The 25,571-nt window shown below is 38.6% G+C and carries 31 protein-coding genes; 29 read left to right on the forward strand and 2 right to left on the reverse strand.

Annotated elements, in window-relative coordinates; genetic code table 11:
- Window positions 1–200: 200 nt before the first annotated feature.
- The 14 genes from AC1DMU_RS16030 to AC1DMU_RS16095 all read left to right on the forward strand — a co-directional run bounded on the left by AC1DMU_RS16030 (window position 201) and on the right by AC1DMU_RS16095 (window position 12,815).
- Entirely contained in the window at window positions 201–1,058 is an 858-nt protein-coding gene (locus tag AC1DMU_RS16030) for a class II fructose-bisphosphate aldolase (protein WP_001131858.1), read from the forward strand.
- A 332-nt stretch (window positions 1,059–1,390) separates the two neighbouring features.
- The gene (gene murA, locus AC1DMU_RS16035) at window positions 1,391–2,680 is read left to right on the forward strand and encodes a UDP-N-acetylglucosamine 1-carboxyvinyltransferase (RefSeq protein WP_000413258.1); all 1,290 of its coding nucleotides are present in this window, start codon (window positions 1,391–1,393) and stop codon (window positions 2,678–2,680) included.
- Between the two features lie 116 nt (window positions 2,681–2,796).
- The gene (glpX, locus tag AC1DMU_RS16040) at window positions 2,797–3,762 is read left to right on the forward strand and encodes a class II fructose-bisphosphatase (RefSeq protein ID WP_000442336.1); all 966 of its coding nucleotides are present in this window, start codon (window positions 2,797–2,799) and stop codon (window positions 3,760–3,762) included.
- A gap of 394 nt (window positions 3,763–4,156) precedes the next feature.
- Window positions 4,157–5,428 (forward strand): transcription termination factor Rho, encoded by a 1,272-nt coding sequence (gene rho / locus AC1DMU_RS16045; RefSeq protein ID WP_001053898.1) that lies wholly within the window; start codon window positions 4,157–4,159, stop codon window positions 5,426–5,428.
- A 443-nt stretch (window positions 5,429–5,871) separates the two neighbouring features.
- Window positions 5,872–6,117, forward strand: coding sequence for a type B 50S ribosomal protein L31 (locus AC1DMU_RS16050; protein ID WP_000643447.1), 246 nt, complete (start codon window positions 5,872–5,874; stop codon window positions 6,115–6,117).
- A 110-nt stretch (window positions 6,118–6,227) separates the two neighbouring features.
- On the forward strand, window positions 6,228–6,812 hold the full coding sequence (locus tag AC1DMU_RS16055; RefSeq protein WP_088064868.1) for a thymidine kinase: 585 nt from the start codon (window positions 6,228–6,230) through the stop codon (window positions 6,810–6,812).
- Between the two features lie 314 nt (window positions 6,813–7,126).
- Window positions 7,127–8,194: a peptide chain release factor 1 gene (gene prfA / locus AC1DMU_RS16060; protein ID WP_002096180.1), complete on the forward strand. Its 1,068-nt coding sequence runs from the start codon at window positions 7,127–7,129 to the stop codon at window positions 8,192–8,194.
- Window positions 8,194–9,045, forward strand: a complete 852-nt coding sequence (gene prmC, locus AC1DMU_RS16065; protein WP_087985982.1) for a peptide chain release factor N(5)-glutamine methyltransferase — start codon at window positions 8,194–8,196, stop codon at window positions 9,043–9,045. The genes prfA and prmC overlap by 1 nt, the downstream gene beginning before the upstream one ends.
- Window positions 9,046–9,157: 112 nt before the next feature.
- A complete protein-coding gene (gene spoIIR, locus AC1DMU_RS16070; RefSeq protein WP_088064877.1) occupies window positions 9,158–10,021 on the forward strand; it encodes a stage II sporulation protein R in 864 nt (287 codons plus the stop codon).
- Between the two features lie 49 nt (window positions 10,022–10,070).
- Window positions 10,071–10,529 (forward strand): GNAT family N-acetyltransferase, encoded by a 459-nt coding sequence (locus tag AC1DMU_RS16075; protein WP_000758432.1) that lies wholly within the window; start codon window positions 10,071–10,073, stop codon window positions 10,527–10,529.
- A 108-nt stretch (window positions 10,530–10,637) separates the two neighbouring features.
- Window positions 10,638–11,681, forward strand: coding sequence for an L-threonylcarbamoyladenylate synthase (locus AC1DMU_RS16080; protein WP_048560279.1), 1,044 nt, complete (start codon window positions 10,638–10,640; stop codon window positions 11,679–11,681).
- A gap of 74 nt (window positions 11,682–11,755) precedes the next feature.
- The gene (locus AC1DMU_RS16085) at window positions 11,756–12,304 is read left to right on the forward strand and encodes a manganese efflux pump MntP (RefSeq protein WP_048542694.1); all 549 of its coding nucleotides are present in this window, start codon (window positions 11,756–11,758) and stop codon (window positions 12,302–12,304) included.
- Between the two features lie 19 nt (window positions 12,305–12,323).
- Window positions 12,324–12,455: a hypothetical protein gene (locus tag AC1DMU_RS16090; RefSeq protein ID WP_255288440.1), complete on the forward strand. Its 132-nt coding sequence runs from the start codon at window positions 12,324–12,326 to the stop codon at window positions 12,453–12,455.
- A gap of 81 nt (window positions 12,456–12,536) precedes the next feature.
- Window positions 12,537–12,815 (forward strand): DUF3935 domain-containing protein, encoded by a 279-nt coding sequence (locus tag AC1DMU_RS16095; RefSeq protein WP_048542692.1) that lies wholly within the window; start codon window positions 12,537–12,539, stop codon window positions 12,813–12,815.
- A 267-nt stretch (window positions 12,816–13,082) separates the two neighbouring features.
- On the opposite strand, the gene AC1DMU_RS16100 is transcribed toward AC1DMU_RS16095, so the two are convergent.
- Window positions 13,083–13,694, reverse strand: coding sequence for a flavin reductase family protein (locus tag AC1DMU_RS16100; protein ID WP_073517195.1), 612 nt, complete (start codon window positions 13,692–13,694; stop codon window positions 13,083–13,085).
- 159 nt (window positions 13,695–13,853) lie between these two features.
- Window positions 13,854–14,240, reverse strand: coding sequence for a DoxX family protein (locus AC1DMU_RS16105; protein WP_087985979.1), 387 nt, complete (start codon window positions 14,238–14,240; stop codon window positions 13,854–13,856).
- A gap of 387 nt (window positions 14,241–14,627) precedes the next feature.
- Here AC1DMU_RS16105 and AC1DMU_RS16110 point away from each other — a divergent pair, with 387 nt between their 5' ends.
- The 15 genes from AC1DMU_RS16110 (at window position 14,628) to atpG (ending at window position 25,291) form a co-directional block, all read left to right on the forward strand.
- The gene (locus AC1DMU_RS16110; protein ID WP_087985978.1) at window positions 14,628–15,125 is read left to right on the forward strand and encodes a PTS sugar transporter subunit IIA; all 498 of its coding nucleotides are present in this window, start codon (window positions 14,628–14,630) and stop codon (window positions 15,123–15,125) included.
- A gap of 247 nt (window positions 15,126–15,372) precedes the next feature.
- The gene (locus tag AC1DMU_RS16115) at window positions 15,373–15,813 is read left to right on the forward strand and encodes a low molecular weight protein arginine phosphatase (RefSeq protein ID WP_088064866.1); all 441 of its coding nucleotides are present in this window, start codon (window positions 15,373–15,375) and stop codon (window positions 15,811–15,813) included.
- Between the two features lie 96 nt (window positions 15,814–15,909).
- Window positions 15,910–16,353, forward strand: coding sequence for a ribose 5-phosphate isomerase B (gene rpiB, locus AC1DMU_RS16120; RefSeq protein ID WP_000869917.1), 444 nt, complete (start codon window positions 15,910–15,912; stop codon window positions 16,351–16,353).
- 21 nt (window positions 16,354–16,374) lie between these two features.
- Window positions 16,375–16,992, forward strand: a complete 618-nt coding sequence (locus tag AC1DMU_RS16125) for a TIGR01440 family protein (RefSeq protein ID WP_095205689.1) — start codon at window positions 16,375–16,377, stop codon at window positions 16,990–16,992.
- A 253-nt stretch (window positions 16,993–17,245) separates the two neighbouring features.
- On the forward strand, window positions 17,246–18,487 hold the full coding sequence (gene glyA / locus AC1DMU_RS16130) for a serine hydroxymethyltransferase (RefSeq protein WP_000349796.1): 1,242 nt from the start codon (window positions 17,246–17,248) through the stop codon (window positions 18,485–18,487).
- A 272-nt stretch (window positions 18,488–18,759) separates the two neighbouring features.
- Complete coding sequence (gene upp, locus AC1DMU_RS16135) at window positions 18,760–19,389, forward strand: uracil phosphoribosyltransferase (protein WP_000517539.1); 630 nt, start codon at window positions 18,760–18,762, stop codon at window positions 19,387–19,389.
- Between the two features lie 372 nt (window positions 19,390–19,761).
- A complete protein-coding gene (locus AC1DMU_RS16140; RefSeq protein WP_048542683.1) occupies window positions 19,762–19,875 on the forward strand; it encodes a DUF4024 domain-containing protein in 114 nt (37 codons plus the stop codon).
- A gap of 26 nt (window positions 19,876–19,901) precedes the next feature.
- Window positions 19,902–20,126 (forward strand): AtpZ/AtpI family protein, encoded by a 225-nt coding sequence (locus AC1DMU_RS16145; RefSeq protein ID WP_001171220.1) that lies wholly within the window; start codon window positions 19,902–19,904, stop codon window positions 20,124–20,126.
- On the forward strand, window positions 20,126–20,518 hold the full coding sequence (locus AC1DMU_RS16150; protein WP_000567600.1) for an ATP synthase subunit I: 393 nt from the start codon (window positions 20,126–20,128) through the stop codon (window positions 20,516–20,518). The genes AC1DMU_RS16145 and AC1DMU_RS16150 overlap by 1 nt, the downstream gene beginning before the upstream one ends.
- Before the next feature lie 7 nt (window positions 20,519–20,525).
- Window positions 20,526–21,245: a F0F1 ATP synthase subunit A gene (atpB, locus tag AC1DMU_RS16155; RefSeq protein ID WP_048542682.1), complete on the forward strand. Its 720-nt coding sequence runs from the start codon at window positions 20,526–20,528 to the stop codon at window positions 21,243–21,245.
- A 56-nt stretch (window positions 21,246–21,301) separates the two neighbouring features.
- On the forward strand, window positions 21,302–21,520 hold the full coding sequence (atpE, locus tag AC1DMU_RS16160) for a F0F1 ATP synthase subunit C (RefSeq protein WP_000052064.1): 219 nt from the start codon (window positions 21,302–21,304) through the stop codon (window positions 21,518–21,520).
- Between the two features lie 129 nt (window positions 21,521–21,649).
- Window positions 21,650–22,156, forward strand: a complete 507-nt coding sequence (gene atpF, locus AC1DMU_RS16165; protein WP_001142625.1) for a F0F1 ATP synthase subunit B — start codon at window positions 21,650–21,652, stop codon at window positions 22,154–22,156.
- Window positions 22,153–22,695 (forward strand): F0F1 ATP synthase subunit delta, encoded by a 543-nt coding sequence (atpH, locus tag AC1DMU_RS16170; protein ID WP_000064683.1) that lies wholly within the window; start codon window positions 22,153–22,155, stop codon window positions 22,693–22,695. Before atpF ends, atpH begins: the two co-directional genes overlap by 4 nt.
- 11 nt (window positions 22,696–22,706) lie before the next feature.
- Window positions 22,707–24,215 (forward strand): F0F1 ATP synthase subunit alpha, encoded by a 1,509-nt coding sequence (gene atpA, locus AC1DMU_RS16175; protein ID WP_476941532.1) that lies wholly within the window; start codon window positions 22,707–22,709, stop codon window positions 24,213–24,215.
- Window positions 24,216–24,430: 215 nt separating this feature from the next.
- Entirely contained in the window at window positions 24,431–25,291 is an 861-nt protein-coding gene (gene atpG / locus AC1DMU_RS16180) for a F0F1 ATP synthase subunit gamma (protein ID WP_000157696.1), read from the forward strand.
- Window positions 25,292–25,571 lie beyond the last annotated feature (280 nt).

Below are 25,571 nucleotides of genomic sequence, written 5' to 3' on the forward strand. Positions count from 1 at the left end.
TTTATAAAAAATATGGAAAAAAGCGTTTACATGGACTCTTGAGCAGGTGAATACGGTTGAGTTTTTGAGTACAAGTTGTTATCCTATTGAGTGTAGAAAAAAGTCCGGTATGTAAATATACATATTTTACCTTATTCTGGTCATACTACCAGCGATAAGAACTTATCGGATACAAAAAACGTTTTTTAGGAGGATTCACCATGCCTTTAGTTTCTATGAAAGAAATGCTAAACACAGCACTAGAAGGAAAATACGCAGTTGGTCAATTCAACATGAACAACTTAGAGTGGACTCAAGCTATCTTAGCTGCTGCGGAAGAAGAAAAGTCTCCTGTAATCCTAGGTGTATCTGAGGGTGCAGCTCGTCATATGACTGGTTTCAAAACAGTTGTAGCTATGGTTAAAGCTTTAATCGAAGAAATGAACATCACTGTTCCTGTAGCGATTCACCTTGACCATGGTTCAAGCTTCGAAAAATGTAAAGAAGCAATCGATGCAGGTTTCACATCTGTAATGATCGACGCTTCTCACCACCCATTCGAAGAAAACGTTGAAACTACTAAAAAAGTAGTAGAATACGCACACGCTCGTAACGTATCTGTTGAAGCTGAGCTTGGAACAGTTGGCGGACAAGAAGACGACATCATCGCTGAAGGCGTAATTTACGCTGATCCAGCAGAGTGTAAGCACCTTGTTGAAGCAACAGGTATCGATTGCCTAGCTCCAGCTTTAGGTTCTGTACACGGTCCTTACAAAGGTGAGCCTAACTTAGGATTCGCTGAAATGGAACAAGTTCGTGACTTCACTGGCGTACCTTTAGTATTACACGGTGGTACTGGTATCCCAACTGCTGATATCGTAAAAGCTATTTCTTTAGGTACTTCAAAAATTAACGTAAACACTGAGAACCAAATTGAGTTTACAAAAGCTGTTCGTGAAGCATTAAGCAAAGACCAAGAAGTTTACGATCCTCGTAAATATATTGGACCTGGCCGCGACGCTATTAAAGCAACTGTTGCTGGTAAAATGCGTGAATTCGGTTCTAACGGTAAAGCGTAAGAATAAAATTCCGTTTTGGAAACCGTCTAGTCTTTTAGACGGTTTCCTTTCGTTGTATAATGAAAGCGTGAACAAGTCTAAAGATTTTTATCATTTTGTTTTTGGAATAGAAAATAATGTGCATAGTCCTATTAATAAATGTGATAATGTATCTAAATTGATAAAGTAAATTCGATGAATAGTTAATCTTTATCTATTCGTACTACGGGAGAAATGAAGATAATGGTTTCCTATTTATTGAGTGTTAGGGTGGAAAGAGTGATTGAGATTCTTAAGGGGAGCTTTCTATAAGGATATAGAAAGTAAATACATTCACAAGAAGGGAGCTCAATATGGAAAAATTGCTAATTGAAGGCGGAAGAGCTTTAAATGGAACAATTCGAGTGAGTGGTGCAAAGAACAGCGCCGTTGCACTAATTCCAGCGACAATTTTAGCAGATACTCCAGTAACTATTGGTGGTGTCCCTAATATTTCGGACGTGAAAATGTTAGGAGACTTGCTAGAGGAGATTGGAGGAAGAGTAGCTTATGGACAGGAGGAAGAGATGATAGTTGATCCTTCTAACATGGTTGCAATGCCTTTACCGAATGGAAAAGTGAAAAAATTGCGTGCTTCTTATTATTTAATGGGTGCGATGCTTGGCCGTTTTAAAAAAGCTGTTATTGGGCTTCCAGGTGGATGTCATTTAGGACCGAGGCCTATTGATCAGCATATTAAAGGATTTGAAGCGTTAGGTGCACATGTTACGAATGAACAGGGTGCGATTTATTTAAGAGCAGATGAATTGCGCGGGGCACGCATTTATTTAGATGTTGTTAGTGTAGGAGCTACAATTAATATTATGCTAGCAGCTGTGCGAGCGAAAGGTAGAACTGTTATTGAAAACGCAGCGAAAGAACCAGAGATTATTGATGTAGCTACATTGTTAACAAGCATGGGTGCACGCATTAAAGGTGCGGGCACAGATGTAATCCGAATTGATGGTGTGGATTCACTGCACGGTTGTCACCATACGATCATTCCGGATCGTATTGAAGCGGGTACGTATATGATTTTAGGAGCTGCATCAGGAGGAGAAATAACGGTTGATAATGTGATTCCTCAGCATTTAGAGTCAGTTACAGCGAAGTTAAGAGAAGCTGGTGTCCAAGTTGAAACGAACGATGACCAAATTACAGTGAACGGTAATAGAAGGTTAAAAGTAGTTGATATAAAAACGCTTGTATATCCAGGATTCCCAACAGATTTACAACAACCATTTACAACGCTTTTAACAAAGGCGCACGGAACGGGTGTTGTAACGGATACGATTTACGGCGCACGCTTTAAACACATTGATGAATTACGTCGTATGAATGCACAAATTAAAGTGGAAGGTCGTTCGGCAATTGTAACTGGTCCTGTTTTATTGCAAGGTGCAAAAGTGAAAGCAAGTGATTTGCGAGCTGGAGCGGCTCTTGTTATTGCAGGGTTAATGGCGGATGGAATTACAGAAGTAACCGGACTTGAGCATATTGATCGAGGTTATGAAAATATAGTAGACAAGCTTAAAGGTCTTGGCGCAAATATTTGGCGAGAACAAATGACAAGCCAAGAAATTGAAGAGATGAAGAACGCATAAGTGATACTTCCGCAAGGGGGAAGCGAAGCATCACTACTTGCGGAAGTATACTTTGTAGAGAAACACGGTTCACAAAATACGGCAGAAATATAAAGACTTAAAGGAGAGGGATTATCGTGGAAAGAAGTTTATCTATGGAGTTAGTACGTGTAACAGAGGCTGCAGCATTATCATCAGCGCGTTGGATGGGGCGCGGGAAAAAGGATGAGGCAGACGGTGCAGCAACATCAGCTATGCGTGATGTATTTGATACAATCCCGATGAAAGGTACAGTTGTAATTGGTGAAGGCGAGATGGACGAAGCACCAATGCTGTATATCGGAGAGAAATTAGGTACAGGATATGGACCACGTGTAGACGTTGCGGTTGATCCTTTAGAAGGGACAAACATCGTAGCAGCTGGTGGATGGAATGCTCTTGCTGTTATTGCAATTGCAGATCATGGTAATTTGTTACATGCTCCTGACATGTACATGGATAAAATCGCGGTTGGCCCAGAAGCGGTTGGGGCGGTCGATATTGATGCGCCTATTATCGATAACTTACGTGCGGTTGCGAAAGCGAAAAATAAAGATATTGAAGATGTTGTAGCGACAGTTTTAAACCGTCCACGTCATCAAGCGATTATCGAAGAAATTCGTAAAGCTGGTGCTCGTATTAAATTAATTAACGATGGCGATGTGGCTGGAGCAATTAACACTGCATTTGATCGCACAGGTGTAGATATTTTATTCGGCTCTGGTGGAGCACCTGAGGGTGTATTAGCAGCAGTTGCATTAAAATGTTTAGGTGGAGAAATCCACGGAAAGCTTCTGCCTCAAAATGAAGCTGAATTAGCTCGTTGTAAAAAAATGGGTATTGAAGATATAAATCGTATCCTTCGCATGGAAGACTTAGTAAAAGGTGACGATGCAATCTTTGCGGCAACAGGCGTAACAGACGGAGAACTATTACGCGGCGTTCAATTTAAAGGTAGCGTAGGAACAACACAATCCCTTGTTATGCGTGCAAAATCAGGCACAGTACGCTTCGTAGACGGACGTCATAGCTTGAATAAAAAACCGAACTTGGTTATTAAATAAAAAGTGCAAGCGGCTCGTTCAGAATCGCAGGGCATTGGAACTCTCGACCTTGAAGCGCTTTTTGCTTCGAGCGAGAGAGTGAAATGACTGGAGATTCTAGCCGCTGGAACTGGATTAAATAAAAAGTGCAAGCGGCTCGTTCAGAATCGCAGGGCATTGTAGCTCCTGACCATACTAGCTACTGGAACTAGGTTAAATAAAAGCGAAGACAAATTTTCTTGTCTTCGCTTCTTGTATTTGTGTTTCAACGTATTGATTAAAACTAGATAAAAGGGTTACAATAGTGAATATTACCCTACTTGAACTTATTGCCTTTCATTATTAATTATTTGCCTTCCGTATTTTTTCCCTTTACCCATGTGAAAAGAGAATAACGTTAAAGTGTGGTGTCTGAATGAATTTGTCAATTGCAGCATTAGAAAACATGAAATTAAAAGAGTTATACGAGCTTGCGAAAGAATTTAAGATTTCGTATTATAGCAAATTAACGAAAAAAGAGTTAATCTTCGCTATCCTAAAAGCTCGAGCAGAAAAAGAAGGTTTCTTCTTCATGGAAGGCGTATTAGAAATTATTCAATCAGAAGGATTTGGATTCCTACGTCCTATCAACTATTCTCCAAGCTCAGAAGATATTTATATCTCAGCTTCGCAAATTCGTCGTTTCGATTTACGTAATGGAGACAAGGTTTCTGGTAAAGTACGACCTCCGAAAGAAAATGAACGCTATTTTGGATTATTACAAGTTGAAGCTGTAAACGGAGATGATCCAGAGTCAGCAAAAGAGCGTGTGCATTTCCCTGCATTAACACCATTATACCCAGATCGCCAAATGAAATTGGAAACGGAACCGAAAAAGTTACCGACACGCATCATGGATTTAATCGCACCAGTTGGATTTGGACAACGTGGTTTAATTGTCGCGCCTCCAAAGGCTGGTAAAACAAGTCTATTAAAAGAAATCGCACACAGTGTTACAACAAATCACCCGGAAGCTGAATTAATTGTACTTTTAATTGATGAGCGTCCAGAGGAAGTAACAGACATTGAACGTTCTGTTAAAGGAGATGTTGTAAGTTCTACTTTTGATGAAGTGCCAGAAAACCATATTAAAGTAGCGGAACTTGTGTTAGAACGTGCAATGCGTCTTGTAGAGCACAAAAAAGATGTTATCATTTTAATGGATAGTATTACCCGTTTAGCGCGAGCTTACAACCTTGTTATTCCACCAAGTGGTAGAACATTATCGGGTGGTATCGACCCAGCTGCCTTCCATAGACCGAAGCGTTTCTTTGGAGCTGCACGTAATATTGAAGAAGGCGGTAGCTTAACGATTTTAGCAACAGCGCTTGTTGATACAGGATCTCGTATGGACGATGTAATTTACGAAGAATTTAAAGGAACTGGAAATATGGAACTTCATTTAGATCGTTCATTAGCTGAGCGTCGTATCTTCCCGGCAATTGATATTCGCCGTTCTGGTACACGTAAAGAAGATCTATTAATTCCGAAAGAACATTTAGACAAGCTATGGGGTATTCGTAAAACAATGCGTGATACACCAGACTTTGTCGAAGGTTTCTTACGTAAACTTCGTCAAACAAAGACAAATGAAGAATTTTTACAAAACATTGTTGCAGACTCAAAAAGATATGTAACAACTAAGTAAAGGGAAAAGATTGGGACTCGCTTATTTTGTGGTAAGCGAGTTTTTTATGTTTTTTAAGGGAATATTAGAGAGAGTAATATATGGGAAAAATTTTATTTTTTGAGATGAAAATTATATTTGGGCCGAGAGCTTGAAGTTTCCTGGATTCTGAACGAGCCGCTTGCGCTTTTAATTATATCCAGCTTCAGCAGCTAGAATGGTCGGTGGCTTCACTTCTTCCTATGAGGCAAAAAGCGCCTCTACGTCAGAAGCTCCATCCCCCTCCCATTCTGAACGAGACGGTTGCGCTTTTAAATTTTAAAAAGACAAAAACAGGTAGTTGCAAAATGGAGTTAGCCTTGTTATAATTTCATCATATGTGTTTCATCAATATAGTTGTGTAAGCAGCTGAAGATGAAAAACTCTGTTTCGAAAATGATTCAGGGCGGAAGGAGATGAAAAGAATGAAAGCAGGAATCCATCCAAATTACAATAAAGTTGTATTTATGGACACGAACACAGGCTTCAAATTCTTAAGCGGGTCTACTAAAGGCTCTAGCGAAACTGTTGAGTGGGAAGATGGTAACACTTATCCATTACTAAAAATTGAGATCAGTTCTGATTCTCACCCATTCTACACTGGACGTCAGAAGTTTGCTACTGCAGACGGACGTGTTGACCGCTTCAATAAGAAATACGGTATCAAGTAATAAAGAACATAAAACAGGCAAGTGTATGTATTCGCTTGTCTGTTTTTTTTGCAAAAATATTAAACCTTTACCCTACTTTGGATTAGGAAAGTAGATGAAAGGAGAGCTCAATGTACTTAATGAATCAAAATGGTTGGATTGAAGTGATTTGCGGGAGTATGTTTTCTGGAAAATCAGAAGAGCTCATCCGCCGTATACGCCGTACGCAATTTGCGAAACAACATGCGATTGTATTTAAACCATGTATTGATAATCGTTATAGTGAAGAAGATGTTGTATCACATAATGGATTAAAGGTTAAAGCAGTTCCTGTTTCAGCTTCAAAAGATATATTTAACCATGTAGCAGAAGAAATGGATGTTATTGCAATCGATGAGGTACAATTTTTTGATGAGGACATTGTGGAAGTGGTGCAAGTATTGGCAAATCGTGGCTATCGTGTCATTGTAGCTGGATTAGACCAAGATTTCCGTGGTCTACCATTTGGACAAGTTCCTCAGCTGATGGCGATTGCTGAACATGTAACTAAGTTGCAGGCAGTGTGTTCTGCATGCGGATCTCCTGCAAGTCGTACGCAACGTTTAATCGATGGAGAACCAGCGGCATTTGATGATCCAATTATTTTAGTTGGGGCTTCAGAATCGTATGAACCACGTTGTCGTCATTGTCATGCAGTACCTACAAAACAAAGATAAATGAAACTCGCTATGTAGAGCGGGTTTTTTTCGAAAATAGATGAAGATTGGTGGCCGGCTCTTCGTACAGCTAAGAACTTTAGGCAGTCAGAGCTGAGCAAGCCGCTTGCGCTTTTAAATATTATCTAGCTCCAGCGGCTAGAATCTCCGGCCATTTCACTCTCTCGCTCGAAGCAAAGAGCGCTTCAAGGTCGAGAGTTCCAATGTCCTGCGATTCTGAGCAAGCCGCTTACGCTTTTAAATATAATTTGCGTTTTTTTGATTAAGTACCATATACTATTTGTATTAGATACTAGGATGTAGAGGTGAATGGTGTGTTAGATCGTTTGCAGGCTGTAGAAGATCGTTATGAGAAGTTAAATGAATTGTTAAGTGATCCAGAGGTTATTAGCGATACGAATAAGCTTCGTGAGTATTCAAAGGAACAATCTGATATGCAGGAAACGGTAGAGGTGTACCGTGAGTATAAAGATGTTCGTGAGCAATTAAGAGATGCAAAAGCAATGTTAGAAGATAAGTTAGACGCTGATATGCGTGACATGGTAAAAGAAGAGGTTTCTGAATTAGAAGGGCAAGATAAAGAATTGTCAGAGCGTCTGAAAATTTTACTTGTTCCAAAAGACCCTAATGATGATAAAAACGTTATCGTTGAGGTTCGTGGTGCTGCTGGTGGTGACGAGGCCGCTTTATTTGCTGGTGATTTATATCGTATGTATAGCCGTTATGCTGAGGTACAAGGTTGGAAAACTGAAATTATCGAAGCGAGCTATACAGAGTTAGGTGGATATAAAGAGATTATCTTTATGATTAACGGTAAAGGTGCGTTCGCGAAGCTGAAATTCGAGAATGGTGCTCACCGTGTACAACGTGTTCCTGAAACGGAATCTGGTGGACGTATTCATACATCTACAGCAACTGTAGCTGTATTACCAGAGGCAGAAGAAGTAGAAATTAGTATTCATGAAAAAGATGTTCGTGTTGATACGTTTGCTTCTAGTGGTCCTGGTGGACAAAGTGTTAATACAACGATGTCAGCGGTACGTTTAACGCATTTACCGACTGGTGTAGTTGTATCGTGTCAGGATGAGAAATCACAAATCAAGAATAAAGAAAAAGCGATGAAAGTATTACGCGCACGTGTTTATGATAAGTTTAGACAAGAAGCGCAAGCTGAGTATGATCAAAACCGTAAACAAGCTGTTGGTACGGGTGATCGTTCAGAGCGTATTCGTACGTATAATTTCCCGCAAAACCGCGTTACAGACCATCGAATCGGTTTAACGATTCAAAAGCTAGATCAAATCTTACAAGGTAAGTTAGATGATTTCATCAATGCCTTAGTGATGGAAGATCAGGCTCAAAAGATGGAGGCAGCTGAGTAATGCGTGTCTATGAAGCCCTGAAATGGGCTTCTTCTTTTTTACAGGAAAATGGACGAGATGAAAATGCGGGAGAACTTGTCCTTTGTCATGTATTAAAGACGAACAGAACCGGAATGCTCATGAATATGCGTGAAGAAATAACTGTGGAACAAGAAACGAGTTTTACGGAGTTTATTCACAAGCATGTAGAAGGTATTCCTATTCAATATATGATTGGTTATGAAATGTTTTATGGACGGTCGTTCTTTGTGAATGAAGAAGTATTAATACCCAGACCGGAAACAGAAGAGCTTATAGTGGGAGTGTTAGAAAGAATCGAGCGTCATTTTGGCGATGAGAAACTACATGTGGCGGACATTGGTACAGGTAGTGGAGCGATTTCTATTACGCTTGCTTTAGAAAATAAAAATCTTCATGTGTATACGGTAGATATTGCACAAGAGTCGATTGAAGTTGCAAAAGAAAATGCAAAAACTTTGGGCGCAGAAGTAACGTTCTATCATGGTGATTTATTGTCACCATTTTATAAAACAGGTCAAAAGTTAGATGTTGTTGTTTCAAACCCTCCATATATACCGGAAGAGGATTGGCGTGGCCTTTCTCCTGTGGTGAAAGAGCATGAGCCAAAGAGAGCACTTGTTGGCGGTGAAGACGGATTAGATTTCTATCGCCGTTTTATGGAAGAGTTGCCGAATGTGTTGAAGAAGAAAGCAATTGTGGCATTTGAAATTGGAGTAGGGCAAGGTGAGGATGTAAAAGGGTTGTTACAACAAGCTTTTCCACATGCTCATGTTGAGGTTGTTTTTGATATTAATGGAAAAGATCGTATGGTATTTGCAGAGATGGAGTAAGGTTCACACCTTACTCTATTTTTTTGTGGAAAAATTTATATAGATTTTGAATTTAATAGTTTAGAAAGATGAAAGTCTGTCCACACTGTTTGTAGAAGGGACGGTGGAGGAAATGAAAAAACAAGTTATTGCTTATCTTCTTCTATTATTAATTGGTGCACAGTTGCTTGTGCAGTTTGGATATATGAAAGCTGATGCGAAAGGGCCTTCAGTTATTCCGAAAGAGGCCGTTCGATTACGGATTTTAGCAAATAGTGATTCAGATAAAGATCAGGCTTTAAAGCGCAAAGTGCGTGATGAAGTAAAAGCACAAATTGATGGATGGGTAGCAGATTTAACTTCATTTGAAGAGGCACGTAAAGTCATTCAAAGTCATATTCCAGAAATCGAAAAAACAGTGGCAAATACGTTGAAAAAAGAAGGAAGTAAAGATTCATTTCAAGTGAAATTTAGTAAGAATGTAAAGTTCCCTACAAAGGTATATGGTAATTTTATTTATCCAGCAGGGGAATATGAGGCGGTATTGATTACAATTGGGGAAGGGGAAGGGGCAAACTGGTGGTGTGTATTATTTCCACCGATGTGTTTCTTAGATTTTTCAAGTGGTACAGCTGTAAGGAAAGAAGAACATGTTGTGAAGGCTGAATCTCCTGAAGAGGAGCAAGTAAAACAAATAGATGATGAAGTAGTAAATACAGAAGAGAAAAAAGAGGATGAGGTGAAAGAAAAGAAAGCTGTAAAGCAGGAAGTCGCAAAAAAAGTAACAGCTTCTGAAAAGAAAGTAGTAAAAAATGAAACAAAAGTAGAAGAACAACCTGTAAGTAAAGAAGAAACAAAAACTGTGGAAAAAGTGGAGAAACCTGTGGAACAAAAGCAAGAAAAACAAAATGAGTATGTAAAAGTAGAGGAGGAAGAAGAAAAGCCAGAAGTTAAGTTATTTATTGTAGAAGCTTTTACATCTTTATTCTCTAAATAGTACTATTAGTAGGTCCCTTCTCATATATAACAAAGAGGAGGGATTTACTATGAAGAAAGTATATTTTGCTACGAAAGCAGATGTGGAAAGATTGCATTCTTTTTTCGGACAAGCTAATAAAAAAGATGATAAAATAAATGAGTTGTACGCGCAATTTATGATTTTGGAAGAGGCGGAAGAAATACGGGCTGTCATCGGATATGAACAAAGTGAAGAACACGCACTGATTCGTTCTTGTTTATTCACACCTAATGTGGATAAACAGACTTTCTTATATTTTTTTGAAATGTTTTTGCAGTATATGAACGAAAAAAATATTCGACAATTGTACTTACTAACAAATCATCCACAATCTATAACAATCTTTCAGTTTTTTGACTTTGTTACTATAGAGAAAGAAAACGTACCAGAGGGAATTCGACAGTTAGAACACTTTTGTAAAAATATAAAAGAGCCAAATGCAATAATACTAAATTGTCAGCTATTCACAAAGTTATCCACGGATTAATTAGGTTTATCCACATTTTGTGGATAAACCTTGTTTGTCTTTTGGATAAATCTCATAGTAAACTAAAAATAGACAAGTATTTCAGGGTAGAAAAGGACGTGGGAAAAAATGCATACAAATATGTGGGTTGTGGATAATGTTGTGGAAAGAAAAAAATATTATCCACAGTTACAAGAAGCGGCAAAATTATTAAGGGAAAACGAGGCGATTGCCTTCCCTACAGAAACGGTATATGGACTAGGTGCAAACGCGATGAATGATGAAGCAATCGCGAAAATTTTTGAAGCGAAAGGAAGACCGAGTGATAATCCACTTATTGTCCACATCGGTACAAAATCACAGTTAGATGGGATTGTGAAAGAAATCCCGCCAGTTGCAGAGAAGTTAATGGAGCATTTTTGGCCAGGCCCGTTAACGATTATTTTACCTAGAAAAGAAGGGATTTCAGAGAAGGTGACGGCAGGACTTAATACGGTTGGAGTAAGAATGCCTGATCATCCAGTAGCGCTTGCTCTTATTGAAGAGGCAAATGTGCCTGTTGCAGCACCGAGTGCGAATCGCTCTGGGCGCCCAAGTCCGACACTAGCTTCTCACGTATATGAAGATTTAAATGAGAAAATTGCAGGTATTGTAGATGGTGGTGCGACGGGAGTAGGTGTTGAATCGACTGTAATTGATTGTACGAGCGAGGTTCCAACGATATTACGCCCAGGTGGGATTACGAAAGAACAATTAGAAGCGGTAATCGGTACTGTTTCTTTAGATCCGGCTTTAAAGGATGAGAAGGAAAAACCGAAATCACCTGGAATGAAATATACACATTATGCACCGAAAGCGCCGCTTAGTATTGTTGAGGGCTCACGTGAATTTATTCAGCTTATTGTGGATAAGAAAAAGGAAGAAGGATTTAAAGTAGGTGTATTAACGACGGAAGAATATCAGCATGTATATAGCGCGGATGTTGTATTATCTTGTGGTGTTCGAAGCGATTTAGCTAGCGTTGCGACTAAATTATATGATGTACTTAGAACGTTTGATGCAAGTGAAGTGGATGTTATTTTTAGTGAATCATTCCCGAATGAAGGAATAGGGAATGCCATTATGAATCGCTTAACGAAAGCGGCAGGCCATCAGGTTATTACTGAATCGTAAGGTACGATTAGCAAACCGAATATTTCTCCTCGGATAAGCATATTTTGAAGTAGCACGTCCGAGGAGGGACATGAATGACGTTTGAACAGCTAATACCTTTAATAATTATGGCATTCGCTTTAGGGATGGATGCGTTCTCGGTGAGTCTTGGTATGGGGATGATGACCTTAAAGTTAAGACAAATCCTGTATATCGGTATGACTATAGGGATATTTCATATTATCATGCCATTTATAGGGATGGTATTAGGTCGTTTTTTATCAGAACAGTATGGAGACATTGCACATTTTGCAGGTGCTATTTTATTAATTGGACTAGGATTCTATATTGTGTATTCATCTATTTTGGAGAATGAAGAGACTAGAACGGCCCCTATTGGAATTAGTTTATTCGTATTTGCATTTGGCGTTAGTATAGATAGTTTTTCAGTAGGCCTTAGTCTTGGTATTTACGGGGCGCAGACAATTATTACGATATTACTTTTTGGATTTGTTAGTATGTTATTAGCGTGGATTGGTTTATTAATTGGTAGACATGCAAAAGATATGCTCGGCACATATGGCGAGATAGTAGGTGGTATCATTCTCGTTGGATTTGGATTATATCTCCTTTTTCCTATATAATTTTAAATAGGAGGGAGTTATGAATAAATTATTGGAATGGTATATTCGATTTTTAACTTTTTTCCCTAGGTGGTTAATACGGCTTGTTATTTGGGGTATTATTTTGCAAATTTCAATTTTAGGTTGGATGAAGTTAATTCGCGAATGGTAAGATAGCTCCTTTCTGTGCATAGTTTTATTTATACTATACTGATTGCGCTAAAAAATTATAGATATAGAAAGGATGAGATGAATGACGAGATTGAAGCAAGTTTTTGGTATTATTATTAGTTTTTTTGTTTTTTGGTTTAGTATGCTCGGTGTACAAATGTTTGCTGAGTTTTTAGATATTGAGTCATTGAAGTTTGTTGCGGGAAAAACGGAGGCAGCGCGTGCCTTTTATTCTCCGTATCCGTTTATAATCGTTTTTCTTATTACATTGCTTTCCCTATATTTCTTAGTAATTAAGCTTGGGAAACCGAAAAAAGAGAAAGTATCTACTTTAGAGGAAAAAAAGGAAGAATTACAATGATAAAATCCCTTGCTAAATAGCAGGGGATTTTATGTTTGAGTGATGGAAGTAATTGAGTTACATTCGCTCTCTCGCTCGAAGCAAAAAGCACTTCAAGGTCGAGAGCTCCAATGCCCTGCGATTCTGAACGAGCCGCCTCCGCTTTTAGATATATCCGGTTCCAGCGACTAGCTCTTCGCATCTAACAACCTCCCGCACGAAAGGTAAAAAGCACCTTTTGTGCGAGAGAACCTTAGCCGGTCAGAGCTAAGCGGGCCACTTCCACTTTTAGATAGGCCTTACCAATTCAAATTGTTCTCCTAGTTTTGCGTAGTTGTGTCCTGCTAGACGGCTTACTGGTTTTAGTCCTTCTGCATGAATGCGGCCGTTTTCGTATAGGTGTTCTGCGACGTGGAAACGAACGACGCGTCCGATTAGTAGATCGCAAGCTGGTGAGTCTTCTGTTCCGCCAAGAGGGATTGCGCGTTCTAGTACGCACTCCATTCGAATATTTGCTTCTTTTACACCTGGAACGGAGATAACATCACTTTCAATTGGTGTTAGTTTTGCTAGTTCAATTTCGCTTTCATTTGGCGGGAGGTTAGCCGCTGTTTCGTTAATTGCTTCTACGTAAGATTCATCAGAAATATGTACGACAAACTCACCCTTTTCGATTGCGTTTCGAGAAGTATCTTTCGGTGTTCCTGCTTTTCGTTGTACAGAAACTGAGATAAGTGGTGGATTAGCAGCGACAATATTGAAATAGCTATACGGTGCTCCGTTTAATACGCCGTCTTTTGTTACAGAAGTAACGAATGCGACAGGGCGTGGAATGATACTTCCCGTTAATAATTTGTAATTCTCTTTTTCCGTTTGTTCATTTGGATTAATGGATAACATGCGTAAAATCCCCTTTCTAAATATGACGACTTATTGTTTGTTTACAAGATGTTAGTGGAAAACTCCTGCTGAAAATAATATTTTTATTACATAAAAAGAACTTACTTCATTGTGATCGAAGTAAGTTCCGTCTAAATAATCTCGAATTCAAGATAAAAATTATAATAAAACGTATGCCCCAGGTCCGATTAAAGCTACTCCGACAGCAACAGCGATTAACATTAAATTGTATTCATATCCGTTTTGTGTTACCCAGTAACCATTTTTTCCGTGAACAGTGAAGATTGCCATTAACATTGTTCCAACGATAAATAATGAACCAATTGCAGTGAAAATACCTGATGCGAATAAGAAGCCACCTAATAATTCAGTTGCGCCAGCCATAAATGCCATGAATACACCAGGACGTAAACCGATTGACTCCATCCAGCCGCCTGTTCCTTTTAAACCGTAACCGCCGAACCAACCAAATAGTTTTTGAGCACCATGACCCATGAATGTAATACCTATAATAAGACGAATAATAAGAAGACCGATATCCATCATTTCAAAAACCCTCCTAAAAGTTATTAACTTATCTTATGTAAGTAATAATAAAATAGTTACTTACTTTAGTCAAGTAGGTTTCGAAAAAAGTTTGAAAATAATTTTACAAATTAGCGACAAAAAGCAAAATGTAGTAAAGACCTCTAGACAAGTCGGGTAAAAAAAGAGAAAATATAAGTAGAAGTTAACTTCTTATTGTTATTCAGACAATCAGAATTGACTGGAATTTTGCAAAGAGCTACAATAAGAGTCTATTAGTAATGACGTAATTTATTTCGAAAGCGTTTTTACAGTATAATATTCGAAGTATGAAGTCTTACATGTATCCCGAGTTTTACTAGGGATTGCCCTATAAACTTTTAGGTAAATTATGAGGAGGACTATCCTATGTTTAAAAAATTATTCGGTTTTGGTTCAAAAACAAATGAAGAAACAATCGTAGCTCCATTAACTGGAGCAGTGAAAAATATTGAAGAAGTACCAGATCCAGTATTCGCTGGTCGTATGATGGGTGAAGGTGTTGCAATCGATCCTACTGAAGGTCTAGTTGTATCTCCAGTTGATGGTGAAATCGTACAATTATTCCACACAAAACATGCTGTAGGAATTAAAGCGAAAAACGGTACAGAAATTTTAATCCACGTTGGATTAGAAACTGTAAAAATGGAAGGCGAAGGTTTCGAAGCTCACGTTTCTGAAGGCCAAGCTGTAAAAGCTGGAGATAAATTAATCTCATTCGACTTAGAATTAATCCGTGAAAAAGCGAAAAGTACAATTACTCCAATCGTTATTACAAACACAGATGCAGCTGAGTCTATTAAAACAACTGTAGGCGTAACAGCTACAAAAGGTTCAACAGAAGTAATGAAAGTTACAATGAAATAATTATTGTATAAGAGGAATCCGTTTCATATGAAATGGATTCCTTCTTTTGTTTTGTAGTACGCTTGCTATGTATGTTAAAATACTCTAGGCACTTGGAAATAGGGTTTCACATATATGTGGATAAGGCGCATTTTTCTTAGAAAAAATATAAGAGAAATGCGCCTTTCGTATATTCACATTTCTTTTGTTCTATTCTTATGTACGTTATGATGAAAGATAGGAAAAAGAAGAAAAGGGGTGGGTTTGGATGGAACGAGTGTTATTTGTTTGCACTGGAAATACATGCCGTAGCCCGATGGCTGAGGCGTTACTTCGTCATCATGGAGAAGGGAAGTTTGAAGTGCAATCTGCTGGTGTTTTCGCCTATCCTGGAAGTGATGCGTCGATATATGCAAAGGAAGCTTTAGCTGAAAAGGGAATTACAATCGATCATGCTTCGCAACAGATAAATGAAGCTTTGATTGATTGGGCAGATATTGTAGTAACAATGACGGAAAACCATAAGCAAATTGTACTTGGGCATTATCCGAGTGTTGAAAAGAAAGTGGATACATTATATGGAGTAACTGAGGGGATAAGTAAGGATATTTCAGATCCATTTGGCGGTTCACTTTCTATTTATAAAGAAACGTTAGAAGAGATGGAAAAACTTGTACAAACTTTACTGAAAAAACATTCAGAAGGTTGATGTTTCGTGTATAATACGATATTGGAGATTACTTCGTTCCGTTAAGGTAACGAGTGAGAAATGAAGATAATTGATTGAAACTTTGGAGGGGTAAAAATGAAAGTAGTAGTAGCATCTGATCACGGCGGTATGAATATCCGTAAAGAACTTGTAAGTTTATTAGAAGAGTTAAATATTGAATATATTGATTTAGGTTGTGAATGTGAAGCTGGTTCTGTTGATTACCCTGATTTTGCGTTTCCAGCAGCGGAAATGGTAGCGAATGGCGAGGTAGATCGTGGTATTTTAGTTTGTGGGACAGGCATCGGTATGTCAATTGCAGCAAACAAAGTAAATGGTATTCGTTGTGCATTAGTTCATGATACTTTCAGTGCGAAAGCAACGAGAGAGCATAATGATACGAACATGTTAGCAATGGGCGAGCGTGTAATTGGTGCAGGTCTAGCACGTGACATCGCAAAAATTTGGTTAACAACTGACTATGAAGGTGGTCGTCACGAAAACCGCGTAGGGAAAATTAAAACATACGAAACAAAGTAATAGATTCTAACTAGAAGTAGTATGAAATATAATTTGGTGAACCAACCTGTGAAAGGAAGAGGCGTAATGACAGAAATCGTAAAGGTAAGAGAACAGTTACAAATTTCGCTTGCTGATTTCCAAGAACAAGCTTCATTACAAAGTGGACAAATTTTTGTAGTGGGGTGTAGCACGAGCGAAGTGCTAGGAGAAAGAATTGGGACATCAGGAACGATGGAAGTAGCAGAGGCGATTTTTTCTGAGTTAAAACAATTTCAAGAACAAACAGGTATTGAGTTGGCGTTTCAATGTTGCGAGCATTTAAACCGTGCTTTAGTAGTTGAGAGAGAGTTGGCGATGAAATATCAATTTGAAATTGTAACAGTTACGCCTGTTAGATCAGCAGGTGGTGCATTAGCAACATATGCGTATCACAATTTGAAAGATCCGGTAGTAATTGAGTTTATTAAAGCAGATGCAGGAATGGATATTGGTGATACATTTATTGGTATGCATTTAAAGCATGTAGCTGTTCCGGTTCGTACAGGTGTGAAGGAAATTGGAAGTGCGCATGTAACGATGGCAACGACACGTGGAAAACTAATTGGTGGAGCACGTGCTGTTTATGCGGCGAAGGAAGAGACTATAACTTGCCGTTAGACATGAAAAATTATAAAGTCGCATAATAGCTTTATATCGAAAGATAAAAGGTATGTAGTCTGACTTTATAATAGAAGAAAGAAAAGACCGATTTTCGGTCTTTTTTTTCTTTTATGATATAGAAAGTCATGTTAGAATGTAGTTGAAAACATGAAGGTTCGAAAGAATTACAACCTGAATTTTCGTTTTTTCTGAATAAATGAGAAAAAACTATTGGGAATCGATGTAATTCGTTCAGAAAAGGGGGATTTTGGTGGATCATTTAAAACGTCAAGATGAAAAGGTATTTGCTGCAATTGAGGCAGAACTAGGAAGACAGCGTTCAAAGATTGAGTTAATTGCTTCGGAAAACTTCGTAAGTGAAGCAGTAATGGAGGCGCAAGGTTCTGTTTTAACGAATAAGTATGCTGAGGGATATCCTGGAAAACGTTACTATGGTGGCTGTGAGCACGTAGACGTAGTGGAAGATATCGCACGTGATCGCGCGAAAGAAATTTTTGGTGCAGAGCATGTAAATGTTCAACCACATTCTGGTGCACAAGCGAACATGGCAGTATACTTTACGATTTTAGAGCAAGGCGATACAGTACTTGGTATGAATTTATCTCATGGTGGTCACTTAACACACGGAAGCCCTGTTAACTTCAGTGGAGTACAATATAATTTCGTAGAATATGGCGTGGATGCTGAATCTCACCGTATTAATTACGATGATGTATTAGCAAAAGCGAAAGAACATAAACCAAAATTAATCGTTGCAGGTGCAAGTGCATATCCTCGTGTTATCGATTTCAAACGATTCCGTGAGATTGCAGATGAAGTGGGTGCATACTTTATGGTTGATATGGCACATATCGCTGGTTTAGTAGCTGCTGGTTTACATCCAAACCCAGTACCACACGCGCATTTCGTTACAACGACAACACATAAAACATTACGTGGTCCACGTGGTGGTATGATTTTATGTGAAGAGCAATTTGCAAAACAAATTGATAAATCAATCTTCCCTGGTATTCAAGGTGGTCCACTTATGCACGTAATCGCTGCAAAAGCTGTTGCATTTGGTGAGACACTACAAGATGATTTTAAAACATATGCACAAAATATCATTAATAATGCGAATCGCTTAGCTGAAGGTCTTCAAAAAGAAGGACTTACACTTGTTTCTGGTGGAACAGACAATCATTTAATCCTGATTGATGTTCGTAACTTAGAAATCACAGGTAAAGTAGCAGAGCACGTGTTAGATGAAGTTGGTATTACAGTGAACAAAAATACAATTCCATTTGAAACAGCAAGCCCATTTGTAACAAGCGGTGTACGTATCGGTACGGCAGCTGTAACATCTCGTGGTTTCGGTTTAGAAGAAATGGATGAAATTGCGTCACTTATTGCTTACACATTAAAAAATCATGAAAATGAAGCTGCATTAGAAGAAGCAAGTAAGCGTGTAGAAGCGTTAACGAGCAAATTCCCAATGTACACAGACCTATAATAGATTAAAGAAGACTGCTGAGACGTAATTGTTTTGGCAGTTTTTTTTTTGGACATATATTGTTCTTTAAGTATGTATACAAATGATGAATAAATTTTGGCGATATAATGAAGGATACAGCTCCCATAATTGGTAAAGATACTAGATAGATTCATCGTAAAATCATGATTTTGCCAAATTTGCCCTTGAATATTAGTAGCGTTTTCTTTACAATCGTAAATAGTGTAAAAAAGCGTGCAAACGCATGAATATCATCTAAAGGAGAGATTCACATGGGAAAACTGTATGTATTTGATCACCCGTTAATTCAACATAAGATTACATATATTCGCGATAAGAATACAGGTACGAAAGATTTTCGTGAATTAGTGGACGAAGTAGCAAGTTTAATGGCTTTCGAAATTACTCGCGATCTTCCACTTAAAGACATTGAAATTGAAACACCTGTAAGCAAAGCGACAACAAAAGTGATCGCTGGTAAAAAGCTTGGTTTAATTCCGATTTTACGTGCAGGTTTAGGAATGGTTGATGGAATTCTGAAATTAATTCCAGCAGCAAAAGTAGGACACGTTGGTTTATACCGTGACCCTAAAACATTACAACCGGTAGAATACTATGTGAAACTTCCAACGGATGTAGAAGAACGTGACTTTATCGTACTAGATCCGATGCTAGCAACAGGTGGTTCTGCAGCTGAAGCAATTAACTCTCTGAAAAAGCGCGGTGCAAAACAAATTAAATTAATGTGTATCGTTGCAGCTCCAGAAGGAGTAAAAGTAGTACAAGAAGAACATCCTGATGTTGATATTTATGTAGCAGCATTAGATGAGAAATTAAATGATCACGGATATGTAGTACCAGGTCTTGGTGATGCTGGTGACCGTTTATTCGGAACGAAGTAAGACAACTGACGAGAGGGGATTCCCCTCTCGTTTTTTTGTACTCTGATGAGGTAGGGGAGGGGGGATAAATATACATAGTATATACAACATAAGTTGAATACACACCACATATAATATAGAAGTCTTACGTCTAAAGAGCACTATATTATGGAAGGAAAGCGTTATATCGTAAAAATATAATAGTGACAAACTTGTGAACATTTCCTTCTATTATAATGAGAAAACTGCTAGAAATTGCATATCTCTAACCAGTATTTAGAAGGGGAACGTTTTCATTTTTGGGAGGAAATGACTAATACTCAAATTTTTTGATTTTTTACGATTTCTCGTTGACACTGTTAATACCCTATTGTATGCTAACAACGGGGATAGATGGTAGGGCTTTCAGTGACAAAAATACATCTATTCCGTGACGAAAATGTAAACTTTTTAATTTGTATAGGATTTATGCAAAAAAATGAGTTATTATTAACACATCGTGAATGAGGGTTACATATTGGAGGGATGAATCCTTGCAAAAAAACGATCGCAGCCATATAAAAGCTTATGCTTTAATGTCAGGTATTCTTGCTCAGTTAGTCGGTTCTATTCTTATTGGAATCTTTGGTGGGCAGTGGATTGATAGTAAGGTTGGAACGTTTCCATTGTTTCTTATTATAGGGTTATTACTCGGATTAGGAACAGGGATATACGCAATGATTCGACTCATTCGACATTACTATTCGGGAGAGCAATGATGATAGACGTACATGGACTTGTCCAAAGACAAAAGAAATATATGTACTACTTGCTTGCGCTTCTAGTGCTAGGATGGGGATTCACCTCTTACAAGGATGTATTTCTTGGGCTGATTATCGGAACGATTTTCAGTTTTCTTAGTTTGCGCATCATTGCACGTAGAACAGACAAGCTGTTGGATCGCGTAACAAATGGAGAAAACGTGAAGTTTAAGGCGACAGCGGTAAGTACATATTCGAGATTCGCCACGATTGGATTATTAATTTTATTTGCAGCCAAATATCAAGAGTTAATCGCGATGTGGGGCCTAGGTGTAGGATTGCTGACAGGATACCTTGTCATGATCATAGATTTTCTTTATTTAGAGTATAAGAGCAGGGAAGAGAGGTGAATTACTAGTGGAACACGGTAAATTAGTTAAATTTCTAGGTTTAACGTTCGATTTGTCATCAGTTATGATGGTTACTGTAGCAGCAGTTATAGTTTTCTTAATCGCTGTTATCGGAACTCGCAGTTTAGCCCTTCGCCCAACCGGGATGCAAAACTTCATGGAATGGGTGTTTGACTTCGTGAAAGGGATTATCAATAGTACGATGGACTGGAAAACAGGTGGACGTTTCTTAACGCTTGGCGTTACGCTTATCATGTTTATCATCGTATCGAACTTCCTTGGTTTACCATTCATGTATTCAACAGTTGAGGCTGGCGAACATATTGCATGGTGGAGATCACCAACGTCTGATCCAGCAGTTACATTAACATTAGCCGTGATGGTAGTTACCCTCACCCATTATTATGGAATTAAGATGAAGGGTACGAAAGAATACGTAAAAGGTTATTTCCAACCTATGAAATTCTTATTCCCATTAAAGGTTATTGAGGAGTTTGCTAACACATTAACGTTAGGTCTTCGTTTATTCGGTAACATTTATGCAGGTGAGATCTTATTAGGATTACTTGCTAAGTTAGGCGGGGCATCATTCCTTGGAGCATTAGGTGCGCTTGTACCAATGTTAGCATGGATGGGATTCAGTGTATTCGTTGGATCAATCCAGTCATTTATTTTCGTTATGTTAACGATGGTTTATATGGCTCATAAAGTAAGCCATGACCATTAATATAATTTAAGTAAGAAAAAATTTATTTTTTTATAATACAAAGGAGGACAAATTAAATGAGTTTAGGTGTAATCGCAGCTGCAATTGCAATTGGTTTATCAGCATTAGGTGCAGGTATTGGTAACGGTCTTATCGTATCACGTACAATCGAAGGTGTTGCTCGTCAACCAGAATTAAAAGGCGCGCTTCAAACAATTATGTTCATCGGGGTTGCTTTAGTTGAGGCACTTCCAATCATCGGTGTAGTTATTGCATTCATCGTAATGAACAAATAAGGGAGACTCCCCTTACATAGATGGCGAAGAGTGTTTTTCCGAACTTTCTTCGCCATTGCTTTATGAACGAAACGTATGTCTTTTTTTTTCATATGATCAATTTAGATATTTTGAAGGGAGTGAATCCTTGTGCCAACTTTATTATTAGGGGCTTCCATTCCATTTGGAACGATTGCTTATACATTGTTCATTTTCTTACTTCTATTAGTAATGCTACGCAAATTCGCGTGGGGCCCTTTAATGGGAATTATGAAAGAGCGTGAAGAGCATGTTACTAATGAAATCGACGCTGCAGAAAGAAGTAACGCTGAAGCGAAGAAATTAGTAGAAGAACAACGTGAAATGTTAAAACAATCGCGTGTTGAAGCACAAGAGTTAATCGAAAGAGCGAAAAAACAAGCTGTAGATCAAAAAGATGTTATTGTTGCTGCTGCGAAAGAAGAAGCAGAATCAATTAAAGCATCTGCTGTACAAGAAATTCAACGCGAAAAAGAGCAAGCGATTGCTGCTTTACAAGAACAAGTCGCTTCTTTATCTGTTCAAATTGCTTCTAAAGTAATTGAAAAAGAGTTAAAAGAAGAAGATCAAGTTAAGTTAATTCGCGATTATATTAAAGAAGTAGGAGAAGCGCGATGAGCAATGGGATTGTAGCAAAACGTTATGCTGTCGCTCTTTTTAAAATTGCAAAAGAAAAACACGTATTAGAAATGTTTGAAGAGGAATTACGCCTTGTACAAAACGTTTATGTAAAGAACGGAGAACTACATAGCTTTTTAACGCAACCGAACATTTCAAAAGAGCAGAAGAAAACGTTTCTTGCGAACGTATTCGGATCTGTTTCTGAATCTATTTTAAATACGTTATATATTTTAATTGATAACAAACGCATTGATATCTTACCTGAAATTGCAGATGAATATGTTGTTCTTGCTAATGAAGAACGTAACGTAGCCGACGCAACTGTATATTCTACTCGTCTTCTATCAGAAGAAGAGAAGCTTAACATTGCAGAAGCATTTGCAAAGAGAACGGGAAAAGATGCAATTCGCGTAAAAAATGTTGTAGATGAAGATTTACTAGGCGGCATTAAAGTACGTATTGGAAATCGCATTTACGACGGAAGCTTACAAGGAAAATTAGCACGTATTCAGCGTGAATTAATGAAGAATAGATAGGGGTGAAGCACATGAGCATCAGAGCTGAAGAAATTAGCGCACTGATAAAGCAACAAATCGAGAACTATCAGTCTGAAATCGAAGTTAGTGATGTTGGTACAGTTATCCAAGTTGGTGACGGTATTGCGCGTGCTCATGGTCTTGATAACGTTATGGCTGGTGAACTTGTAGAGTTCTCTAACGGCGTTATGGGACTAGCACAAAACTTAGAGGAAAACAACGTAGGTATCATTATTTTAGGACCTTACACAGAAATTCGTGAAGGTGACGAAGTTCGTCGTACTGGTCGCATCATGCAAGTACCAGTAGGAAAAGAACTAATCGGTCGTGTTGTAAACCCATTAGGTCAACCAGTTGATGGTTTAGGCCCAATCAATACAACAAACACTCGTCCAATCGAAAGTCCAGCACCAGGTGTAATGGATCGTAAATCTGTTCATGAGCCACTTCAAACAGGTATTAAAGCGATCGATGCTCTTGTACCAATTGGCCGTGGTCAACGTGAGTTAATCATTGGTGACCGTCAAACAGGTAAAACAGCAGTTGCACTTGATACAATCATTAACCAAAAAGATGAAGATATGATTTGTATCTATGTAGCTATCGGACAAAAAGAATCAACTGTACGTAACGTAGTAGAAACACTACGTAAGCACGGTGCATTAGATTACACAATCGTTGTAACTGCATCAGCTTCTCAACCAGCTCCATTATTATACTYAGCTGCTTATGCTGGTGTAACAATGGGTGAAGAGTTCATGTACAATGGTAAACACGTATTAGTAGTATATGATGACTTATCAAAACAAGCAGCGGCTTACCGTGAGCTTTCATTACTATTACGTCGTCCTCCAGGTCGTGAAGCATATCCAGGGGATGTATTCTACTTACATTCTCGCTTATTAGAGCGTGCAGCAAAATTAAGTGATGCAAGAGGCGGCGGTTCTTTAACTGCACTACCTTTCATCGAAACACAAGCAGGGGACGTATCAGCTTACATCCCAACAAACGTAATTTCTATTACGGATGGACAAATCTTCTTACAATCTGACCTATTCTTCTCTGGCGTACGTCCAGCAATCGATGCGGGTACTTCTGTATCTCGTGTAGGTGGATCTGCTCAGATTAAAGCAATGAGTAAAGTATCAGGTACACTTCGTCTTGACCTTGCATCTTACCGTGAGTTAGAAGCGTTCGCTCAGTTCGGTTCTGACCTTGATAAAGCAACTCAAGCGAAACTAAACCGTGGTGCTCGTACTGTTGAGGTATTAAAACAAGGATTACACAAACCATTACGTGTAGAGAAACAAGTTATCATTCTTTACGCTTTAACACGTGGATTCCTAGATGATATCCCAGTAGTAGATATCACTCGTTTCGAAGAAGAATTCCATGCTTGGTTAGATTCTAATGCGACTGACTTATTAGAAGAAATCCGCACAACTAAGAAACTTGCGGATGACGACAAATTTGCAGCAGCTATTAATGGATTTAAAAAAGTATTCGTAGCTTCTGAGTAATGAATAAAAGCTCCAGAGGCTCGTTCAAGCCACTGGAGCTAGATAATATATAAAAGGCATCTCAAGTTTTGAGATTGCTGACGGTTATGTAAAGGAAAAGAGTAGGTGCACCTATTCTTTTCCTTCAATCATGAGCAAGAATATCTTGCAACGTAGATTAGGAAGAGAATTCTTACTAATCGTGCCAACTTCCGGAAAAAAGGTGGTGAAAACCTGTGGCATCTTTACGCGATATAAAAGCGAAGATTAACTCGACAAAGAAAACGAGTCAAATTACGAAAGCGATGGAGATGGTATCTGCATCTAAGTTAAACCGTGCAGAGCAAAATGCTAAATCTTTCGTTCCGTATATGGAAAAGATTCAAGAAGTAGTAGCGAGCATTGCGCAAGGAAGTAAAGGAATTAATCATCCGATGCTAAATGCGCGTCCTGTAAAGCGTACAGGGTACATCGTTATTACATCTGATCGCGGACTAGCAGGTGGTTATAACAGTAACGTATTACGTACAGTAAGTAACGTAATTCGTGAACGTCATAATATGGATTCAAACCAATATTCAATTATTGTGCTTGGCCGACTAGGACGTGATTATTTAAAACGTCGCGGCTTTAATATCATTGATGAAGTAGTTGGACTATCTGACCACCCATCATTTACTGATATTAAAGATCTTGCTTCTCGAGCAATTGCGATGTTTGCAGATGGTGCTTATGATGAGCTGTATATTTACTACAACCATTACGTAAGTAAAATTTCACAAGAAGTAACGGAAAATAAAATTTTACCGCTTACTGATGTGGCGTCTGACAAACCGACGACAGCTTATGAATTCGAACCTTCTGAAGAAGAAATTTTAAAAGTACTATTGCCACAATACGCAGAAAGCTTAGTGTACGGTGCATTACTAGACGGTAAAGCAAGTGAACACGCAGCGCGTATGACAGCAATGAAGAGTGCTACAGACAACGCAATGGAAGTTATCGATTCACTTACACTTTCATTCAACCGTGCGCGTCAGGCAGCGATTACGCAAGAAATTACGGAAATCGTTGGTGGAGCAGCAGCGTTAGAGTAGTAATAAAAAGCGTAGGCGGTTCGTTCAGAATGAGAGGGGGATGGAGCTTTTGACGTAGAGGCGATTTGTGCCTCGCAGGAAAAAGCGAAGCCACCGAACATTCTAACCGCCGGAGCTAGATTCAGTAAAAAGTGGAAGCGGCTCGTCCAGAACAAGAGGGCATTGGAGCTCCTGAAGAAGAGGCGTAGTTTGCCTCGCAGGAAGGCGCGAAATGACCGACTGTTCTAGCCGCTGGAACTAGATTCAATAAAAAGCGTAGGCGGCTCTTTCAAAAGAGTCG

Source organism: Bacillus sp. 01N45 (genome assembly GCF_056399205.1).

What these genes read in the sequence shown, in the direction of transcription:
- AC1DMU_RS16140 (WP_048542683.1), top strand. Translation starts at nt 19,762, where the DNA reads ATGGTAGGGCTTTCAGTGACAAAAATACATCTATTCCGTGACGAAAAT.
- AC1DMU_RS16050 (WP_000643447.1), top strand. Translation starts at nt 5,872, where the DNA reads ATGAAAGCAGGAATCCATCCAAATTACAATAAAGTTGTATTTATGGAC.
- AC1DMU_RS16115 (WP_088064866.1), top strand. Translation starts at nt 15,373, where the DNA reads ATGGAACGAGTGTTATTTGTTTGCACTGGAAATACATGCCGTAGCCCG.
- AC1DMU_RS16110 (WP_087985978.1), top strand. Translation starts at nt 14,628, where the DNA reads ATGTTTAAAAAATTATTCGGTTTTGGTTCAAAAACAAATGAAGAAACA.
- murA (WP_000413258.1), top strand. Translation starts at nt 1,391, where the DNA reads ATGGAAAAATTGCTAATTGAAGGCGGAAGAGCTTTAAATGGAACAATT.
- AC1DMU_RS16095 (WP_048542692.1), top strand. Translation starts at nt 12,537, where the DNA reads ATGACGAGATTGAAGCAAGTTTTTGGTATTATTATTAGTTTTTTTGTT.
- rpiB (WP_000869917.1), top strand. Translation starts at nt 15,910, where the DNA reads ATGAAAGTAGTAGTAGCATCTGATCACGGCGGTATGAATATCCGTAAA.
- AC1DMU_RS16075 (WP_000758432.1), top strand. Translation starts at nt 10,071, where the DNA reads ATGAAGAAAGTATATTTTGCTACGAAAGCAGATGTGGAAAGATTGCAT.
- AC1DMU_RS16090 (WP_255288440.1), top strand. Translation starts at nt 12,324, where the DNA reads ATGAATAAATTATTGGAATGGTATATTCGATTTTTAACTTTTTTCCCT.
- atpE (WP_000052064.1), top strand. Translation starts at nt 21,302, where the DNA reads ATGAGTTTAGGTGTAATCGCAGCTGCAATTGCAATTGGTTTATCAGCA.
- AC1DMU_RS16105 (WP_087985979.1), bottom strand. Translation starts at nt 14,240, where the DNA reads ATGATGGATATCGGTCTTCTTATTATTCGTCTTATTATAGGTATTACA.
- AC1DMU_RS16150 (WP_000567600.1), top strand. Translation starts at nt 20,126, where the DNA reads ATGATAGACGTACATGGACTTGTCCAAAGACAAAAGAAATATATGTAC.
- AC1DMU_RS16085 (WP_048542694.1), top strand. Translation starts at nt 11,756, where the DNA reads ATGACGTTTGAACAGCTAATACCTTTAATAATTATGGCATTCGCTTTA.
- rho (WP_001053898.1), top strand. Translation starts at nt 4,157, where the DNA reads ATGAATTTGTCAATTGCAGCATTAGAAAACATGAAATTAAAAGAGTTA.
- AC1DMU_RS16125 (WP_095205689.1), top strand. Translation starts at nt 16,375, where the DNA reads ATGAAATATAATTTGGTGAACCAACCTGTGAAAGGAAGAGGCGTAATG.
- upp (WP_000517539.1), top strand. Translation starts at nt 18,760, where the DNA reads ATGGGAAAACTGTATGTATTTGATCACCCGTTAATTCAACATAAGATT.
- prmC (WP_087985982.1), top strand. Translation starts at nt 8,194, where the DNA reads ATGCGTGTCTATGAAGCCCTGAAATGGGCTTCTTCTTTTTTACAGGAA.
- AC1DMU_RS16030 (WP_001131858.1), top strand. Translation starts at nt 201, where the DNA reads ATGCCTTTAGTTTCTATGAAAGAAATGCTAAACACAGCACTAGAAGGA.
- atpH (WP_000064683.1), top strand. Translation starts at nt 22,153, where the DNA reads ATGAGCAATGGGATTGTAGCAAAACGTTATGCTGTCGCTCTTTTTAAA.
- AC1DMU_RS16080 (WP_048560279.1), top strand. Translation starts at nt 10,638, where the DNA reads ATGCATACAAATATGTGGGTTGTGGATAATGTTGTGGAAAGAAAAAAA.
- AC1DMU_RS16055 (WP_088064868.1), top strand. Translation starts at nt 6,228, where the DNA reads ATGTACTTAATGAATCAAAATGGTTGGATTGAAGTGATTTGCGGGAGT.
- spoIIR (WP_088064877.1), top strand. Translation starts at nt 9,158, where the DNA reads ATGAAAAAACAAGTTATTGCTTATCTTCTTCTATTATTAATTGGTGCA.
- AC1DMU_RS16100 (WP_073517195.1), bottom strand. Translation starts at nt 13,694, where the DNA reads ATGTTATCCATTAATCCAAATGAACAAACGGAAAAAGAGAATTACAAA.